Origin of the sequence: Bradyrhizobium sp. (assembly GCF_030693485.1) — a bacterium.
In the GTDB taxonomy this organism is placed as follows: Bacteria; Pseudomonadota; Alphaproteobacteria; order Rhizobiales; family Xanthobacteraceae; genus Bradyrhizobium.
Genome location: NZ_JAUYAN010000043.1, coordinates 1 through 7,037, shown reverse-complemented (window position 1 = coordinate 7,037; position 7,037 = coordinate 1). Strand labels below are relative to the sequence as shown.

The 7,037-nt window shown below is 64.8% G+C and carries 7 protein-coding genes; all 7 read right to left on the bottom strand.

All coding sequences use genetic code 11. The features are described from left to right. Positions 1-293: 293 nt before the first annotated feature. Positions 294-1,262, bottom strand: a complete 969-nt coding sequence (locus tag Q8N40_RS03465; protein ID WP_305710808.1) for an MBL fold metallo-hydrolase — start codon at positions 1,260-1,262, stop codon at positions 294-296. Positions 1,263-1,274: 12 nt separating this feature from the next. Next, positions 1,275-2,807: an acyl-CoA carboxylase subunit beta gene (locus Q8N40_RS03460; protein WP_305710807.1), complete on the bottom strand. Its 1,533-nt coding sequence runs from the start codon at positions 2,805-2,807 to the stop codon at positions 1,275-1,277. A gap of 227 nt (positions 2,808-3,034) precedes the next feature. Then, on the bottom strand, positions 3,035-3,616 hold the full coding sequence (locus tag Q8N40_RS03455) for a carboxymuconolactone decarboxylase family protein (protein ID WP_305710806.1): 582 nt from the start codon (positions 3,614-3,616) through the stop codon (positions 3,035-3,037). A 48-nt stretch (positions 3,617-3,664) separates the two neighbouring features. Continuing rightward, the gene (gene blaOXA, locus Q8N40_RS03450; protein WP_371135603.1) at positions 3,665-4,522 is read right to left on the bottom strand and encodes a class D beta-lactamase; all 858 of its coding nucleotides are present in this window, start codon (positions 4,520-4,522) and stop codon (positions 3,665-3,667) included. Between the two features lie 37 nt (positions 4,523-4,559). Next, positions 4,560-4,826, bottom strand: a complete 267-nt coding sequence (locus Q8N40_RS03445; protein ID WP_371135602.1) for an EscU/YscU/HrcU family type III secretion system export apparatus switch protein — start codon at positions 4,824-4,826, stop codon at positions 4,560-4,562. Further along, entirely contained in the window at positions 4,823-6,370 is a 1,548-nt protein-coding gene (locus Q8N40_RS03440; protein WP_305710804.1) for a flagellar hook-length control protein FliK, read from the bottom strand. Before Q8N40_RS03440 ends, Q8N40_RS03445 begins: the two co-directional genes overlap by 4 nt. An 86-nt stretch (positions 6,371-6,456) precedes the next feature. Then, positions 6,457-7,037 (bottom strand): ATP12 family protein (locus Q8N40_RS03435; RefSeq protein WP_305710803.1); only part of this gene is annotated, 581 nt, incomplete at its 5' end.

Genomic DNA, 7,037 nt, shown 5'->3' with positions numbered 1-7,037 from the left:
GCCGAACGCTTTTGTGGCGTCGGGCAGATGCTCGTTCTGATACCACGCGTCGAATGCAGCGCGTTTGGCGGGATCGGTGACGGTGGCGCGGACGACGAAATAGGCGGTGGGCATGGGCGGGCTCCGCAGGCAAGATCAATCGTAGCGCGGATTGGGCGAAGCCGTAACCCGCCGCTGAAGGATGTTGGAGAACACGCCGAAATACAATGGCGGATTACGCTTTCGATAATCCGCCCACAAGCTCGGACTGTGCGCTCCCACCTTCTCGCGCCGCTTGACACGCGCCACTGACCTCAGAACGTAAACTGCTTGCCGACAGCGGTGGGAGCGAGTGCATCCGGAAACTCCTTCGCCAGCGCCGTCATGGCGCGCCAGCCCGTGCAATGGCCGGCGGCGATTGTCTTGATGTCGAACTCCTTGAGCCCCCCTACCGTCTGCGGAATGATCGCTTCGTTCGGGCCGGACAGATGTAGCCCGCCCATGACGGCATGGATCGGAATATCCGGAAATGTCGCGCGTGCGTGTCGGCACACATTGACAATGCCGGCATGCGAGCAGGCCGAGAGCACCACGAGCCCCTTCCCCGCAATGTTTATCGCCAGCCAGCGCTCGTCCATCAACAGTTCATCCGGCTCCCAGCCATCGGCCGTGCGCTTCACCTGCCCGGGGTAGCCGCGCTCGAAGCCTGACACGCGGGGAATTTCGCCGCTCACATAGAACAGTCCGCCGAGTGGCGTCTGCGGCTCCGTGGTCACGACCATCGCTGCGCCAAAATCCGAAAGCTCGATTACGCTGGGCACATCGTCCATCCGGCGCACCGAACCATTGGCCTGACGGACACCGCGCGTCACGAACATACCGGGATGCGCATAGAACGGCACCGTGCGGGCGCCATTCCGTCCGCGGATCATACCGAGCGCCAGTAACATCGCGCCGGAATGGTCCCAGTGGCCGTGCGAAAGGACGATGCTCTCGACCACGCCTAGATCGACGCCGAGCCTCGTGACATTTCGCTCGAAGGCGTAGTCCTCGGGGCCGGTATCGAACAGCACCGCATGACTTTTCCCGCCGCGATGAACGGTGACAAGGCATGACAGGCCATGCACCGCGCAGCACAGGCATCGTGCCGAGTTGGTCATGCCACGCCGACCGATAAAAGCCGCTTCGCTTTCAACGAAGGACGGGTTCGATGAAAGCACATCGGTCGCGTTGTCGACCAGGATGCGGATTTCAACCTTGTCGACAGCCTCGATCACGGACATGCAATGTTCCCCTCACAACGGCAAATTATCGTGCTTCTTCGCCGGCATCTCCACCTTCTTGTCCTTGAGCATCGCCAGCGCCCTTGCGATCCGTCGCCGGGTCGAATGCGGCATGATGACGTCGTCGATGTAGCCGCGTTCGGCGGCGATGAAGGGGGACAGGAAGCGGTCCTCGTATTCTTTCGTGCGCGCTGCGATTTTTTCGGCGTCGCCGATGTCGCTGCGGAAGATGATTTCCACGGCGCCCTTGGCGCCCATCACGGCGATCTGCGCGGTCGGCCAGGCGTAGTTCATGTCGGCGCCGATTTCCTTCGACGCCATCACGTCGAACGCGCCGCCATAGGCTTTTCGCGTGATCACGGTGACCAGCGGCACGGTCGCCTGCGAGAAAGCGAACAGCAGCTTGGCGCCGTGCTTGATCAGGCCGCCATACTCCTGCGCGGTGCCCGGCAGAAAGCCCGGCACATCGACGAACGTCACGATCGGAATGTTGAAGGCGTCGCAAAAGCGGACGAACCTTGCGGCCTTGCGCGAGGCGTCGCTGTCGAGCACGCCCGCCAGCACCATCGGCTGGTTGGCGACGAAGCCGACGGTGCGGCCGGCGATGCGGCCGAAGCCGGTGACGATGTTCCTGGCAAAAGTTTCGGAGATCTCGAAGAAGTCGCCCTCGTCGACGACTTTCAGGATCAGTTCCTTCATGTCGTAGGGCTTGTTCGGATTGTCGGGGATCAGTGTGTCCAAGGACATGTCGACCCGTTCGATGTCGTCGAAGCTCGGCCATTGCGGCACGCCGTCGGTGTTGTTCGACGGCAGGAAGTCGATCAGCCGGCGCATCTGCAGCAGCGTCTCGACGTCGTTCTCGAAGGCGCCGTCGGCAATCGAGGAGCGGGTGGCATGCACGGATGCGCCGCCGAGTTCTTCCGCCGTGACCACCTCGTTGGTGACGGTCTTCACCACGTCGGGGCCGGTGACGAACATGTAGCTGGTGTTCTTCACCATGAAGATGAAGTCGGTCATCGCGGGCGAATAAACGTCGCCGCCGGCGCACGGGCCCATGATGACGGAAATCTGCGGGATCACGCCAGACGCAATGACGTTGCGGCGGAACACGTAGGAATAGCCGGCCAAGGCAGCTACGCCTTCCTGGATCCGCGCGCCGCCGGCGTCGTAGAGCCCGATGATCGGCGCCCTCGCCTTCATCGCCATGTCCTGGATCTTGACGATTTTCTGCGCGTGGGTCTCGGAGAGCGAGCCGCCGAACACGGTGAAATCCTTGGCGAAGACAAAGGTCTTGCGGCCGTTGACGGTGCCCCAGCCGGTGACGACGCCGTCGCCCGGCACTTTGGTCTTCTCCATGCCGAATTCGACCGAACGATGTTCGACGAACATGTCGAATTCCTCGAACGAGCCCTTGTCGAGCAGCAACTCGATGCGCTCCCGCGCGGTCAGCTTGCCACGGGCGTGCTGGGCCTCGATGCGCTTCTCGCCGCCGCCGAGTTTCGCCCCCGCGCGCCGTTCCTTGAGGGTGTCCAGGATGTCCTTCATGTGCTTCCGCCCGCAATTGCCGTGGGATTTCAGGGCGTTCTAGCACGGCCTTTCGCGCGCGGGAAACCGCCTTCCCGGCTCCGGTACCGTCGCCCGGCGCGCAGATATCCAGTGGCCGCTGAGCGGCGCCCTACTGTACATGGGGTTGTTTTGACGATTTTGGTGTAGAGGCGTTGCGGCGGGCGCCGGGGTTCTCCGGCCATCCGGGGCGGACAGCCTTGCCCGCCCTACCCCTCACCCTCCGCAAACGGCGGCTCCTTGCCCGGCGGCACCGAGGCCTCGGACATCGCCAGCAGCATCGCGACCATGATGTAGTTGCCCGCCACCGCCGTGAGATCCACGATCTGCTGATCGCTGAAGACCCGTTTCGCTTTCGCGTAGGTGGCGTCGGACACTTTTCGCGTCGTCGTGAGTTCGGTGACGAAATCGTACACCGCGGCCTCGTCCTCGGCCATATCGGACGGCCGCTTGCCGGTTTTCAGCTCGGCGATGATCCGGTCCGACAGGCCTGCCTTCGCCGCGATCGGCGCGTGGGCGAACCATTCGACCTGCGAGCGCCATTGCCGCGCGATGATCAGGATCGCGAACTCGTTGAGGTGAAGCGGGATCGAGGTTTCCCAGCGCAGATAATGAAACAGGTCGAACAGCCGCTGGCCCAGCACCGGGCTGCGCAACATCGAATTGTAGGGACCGCCGATGCCGATGCTGGAGACCTTCACGATCTGCTCCCCGAGCGGCTTCTGCGCCGCATCGAGTTGATCCATGGTCAGCTGCGGAAAGCGCGGTGGCCTGGCTGGGGTCGGGTTCATGATTTCTCCATGTGGACCGAACTGGAATTCGGCGGCGGCGCGATCAAATCAGATCGCACCGATATCGGTGAGGCATCGCTGCGTCAATGTCATGCGGGCGGCGATGTGGCGCGGCTCCAGACAATCCATGTTGAGGGCAAACACCGTTTGCTCCGATCCCTTCTCGGCCCATCCCACCATCCATCCCAGCGACGGTTTTCCAACTTCAGCGCCCAGCAACCCGCTCTTGGCGCGAATGACGGAATCGCCAACCTTGGTCACGACGAGAATATCGCGCACCAGCTCCTGGCTGCGCTTCGACACCGGCAGCACGCCGCGCCTGAGACGGTCGACGAAATCGACCTGCTGCATCGGATCGATGCGCAGATCGCCGGTCAGCCAGAACCGGTCGATGCCGCCGCCGATGTCGCGGTTGCCGTATTCCAGCAGATCGAGATATTTCTGCATCCGTTCGGCGCCGACGCGCCGGGCGATGTCCTGATAGACCGGCACCGCGGAGGCGGCGAACGCCGTGCGCAGCGTGTGGTCCCTGTTCCAGGGTTCGATGCTTCGCTTCACCCCGTCCCATTTGAACACCTCCTTGTCCGTGTCGGCGACCACGCCGGTCTCCAGCGCGATCAGGGAATTCGGAATCTTGAAGGTCGAGGCCGGCAGCATCGCCTCGCCGGAACGATTTTTGTCGCTGGCGACGACCAGATAGTCGTCGACCTTGTAGCCGACGAAGGTGCCGACCGTTCCCTCGGCGGTAAACCGCTTGGCCAGATCGTCGCGGAACTCGCTGCGCTGGGGTGAGACATTGGCAAGGCTGCGGGAGGGCAAAATACTGGCGGCGGCGAGAAGGCCTAGCGCATGACGGCGATGGATCACGGGAGCATCCGATGTGGTTGACGGCCACCGACGATGCATCTGATTTCGTGGTGAAACGATGACAATCGGGCGGGGGTTACCGCATCCGCCGCGACAGCCCGAGCACGAAACCCAGCACTTCGGCGACGGCCTTGTAGAGTTCGGTCGGAATTTCGTCGCCGATCTCGACATTGGCGAGCGCGCCAGCCAGCACTTCGTTTTCCTCGATCGGGATGTTGTTTTCCCTGGCGACTTCGATGATCCTGGCGCCGATCGATCCCTTGCCCTTGGCAGTGACGCGCGGCGCGCCAGTCTTGTCGTAGTGCAGCGCGACCGCAAGCCGGCTGCTGGATTCCACTCTCATAGCGCGCGATCCAGGAAATGCCCGGCGGGCGCCGGCGCCGATTGCGGCGGTTTGCCGTCGCCGATCACGATGTCGCCGGGCTGCAGTTCGGCTTTTGCCAATGCCTGGCTCAGTTGCGCAGCACCGGCGCGCAACTGCGTCGCGGTTTCCGGCCGTTCCGCCCACATCCGCACCGAAGTGGTCTCGCCTACCAATGAGACCAGCGCATGCACCGGACCGGCCGGCTCGATGTCGAGCGAGAAGCGCGCCTGCCAGATCCGCTTGGCGGCTTCGACCTCGCTGCCGCCGCCGTCGCGCGAAATCTCGAACTCCGCCATCGCGGTGCCCTGCGGCGTCGCAAACGGGATCTCGAAATGCCAGCGCGGCGCCGATGGATCGATCCGTGGCGCCGGCGCATCGATACGGTCAGGCAGTGAGGCCACCTGCAACAAGGTCTGGCGGGCAATCGCCGCCTCGGTATCGCCGAGCAGCTGACGCGCGGTGGTCGCGGGTGACGCATCCGTCAGCAGCGACGGCAAGGCGACCGGCTGCGCCGAGGGCTGCGCCCCGCGAAACGGCGGCGGCGTGTTGGTCTGGAAGGCGGCGTCGCCATTGGGGCGGAGCTCTTTCGGGGAGCCCATCGCCGGCGGCGGGGCGTTGGCGATTTCCTGCAGTCCCTCCTGCAGCACATTCAGCGCGGCGGCGGTCGCCGCGCGTGACCCGCCAGTCGATGCCGGCACATCGGCGGCGGCGGCCAGACGCGCCTGCGGCATTCGAATGTCAGAGGCGTCGGCGTCGGGAGACTGGGACGGGGCAAGTGGCGGGGCCGCGGCATCGCCTGCATCCGCCGGAGCGGCAGCGCCACCGAGCGACGACAGCAGGGTATGGCGAAGCACGAGCAGCGCCGCCTTCAGATCGGGCACGCCGGCAGGTGGCGCTCCCGACGCCAGCGAAGCCTCGAGAAACAGCCCGGACTTCTGGAAGGCATTTTTCACCTCGCCGCCGGTCAGGTTCTGATCGAGGCTGGTGCGCTGCGCCAGCACCAGCGTCACCGCCTGCTGCAGTTGCGGCGGCAGGTTTTTCGAGCCGGCGACAGCCTGGGCATTGGCAAACAGCGGCGCCTGACTGCCCTGCTGGGTGGCGGCGGTCTGGGCCGCCGTGGAAACCGCCAGCTTCTCGATCGGCGTCAGAATGGTCTTCGCCGCGGCCGAGGTTGCCGTGGCATTGGCGGGGGCATCGGTCCGGGCTCCAGGAGCCAGAGTGACGGTGTCACCGGTGGCGTCGCCGACCGAGCCGGTGCCCTGCCCGACCACCGCGAGCCTGATGCCGCCTTCGGTCTGCGATACCGCCAGCTGCATGGCCTGGCCGGCCTGCAGTGGAATTTGCGACATCACGTCGAGCGAAAGCCCCGATATCGCGATCCGCACCATATTGTTGGCGAGAACGTTCAGAACCTTGGCGTCGATCACCGTCCCCGGCTGCAGCACGAGGTCGCGCTCGACGCCAGCTGAAGTTCCATTGGCGGCGACGGCGGCAAGGATCGGATTGACGGGAGCAATCGGCATCGTGAGGACTCGCTGGACTGCAAACGCTAGCCCAGCGGCGTAAACCTCTCGTTAACCGCGGCAGTGCGATCCGCAATGGGAACGCATCACGCGGCGGGATTCAGCGCCCGGATGATGCTGGCGGCGGCCCTGAAATCGACCAGCCGCGCCCGGCGGCGCGCCGCAACCTCCTCATCACCCCCCCATTGCTCGATATTCCAGTCCTCATCGACATGGGCTGCGTTCCAGACCTGATCGGCGTCCAGCACACCGCGCAGCAGCGCCAGGGCGAGCAGCGCCGAGCCCGTCAGGGTCGTGACCACATGCACGGCCGCGATTGACCATGGGTCGCCGGGCAGCGCCGCGCGCGCCGCCGCGATCGCAGGCTCCGGCTGGCGGACATGCACGATGCCTTCGGCCAGGATAAAATGCGCGCCGAGCGCCTCGGCGGCCCAGAACACGACCGGGTCCCAAAGGGCTGCCTCCCGCGCCACCAGCGCCTGCGGATGGCCGGCCCGATAGAACAGCAGATCGGTGCCGAGATATTTCGCAACGTCGTCGGTGACGGCCTCGACCCGATCGACCACGGCATCGACGACGCTGTTGGCGAACCGCGTCATCGGCATCGACAGGGGATCGATGAACTCCGGCTGCGCCTCCCATTCCCCGGCGATGGCGTCGGCGATCT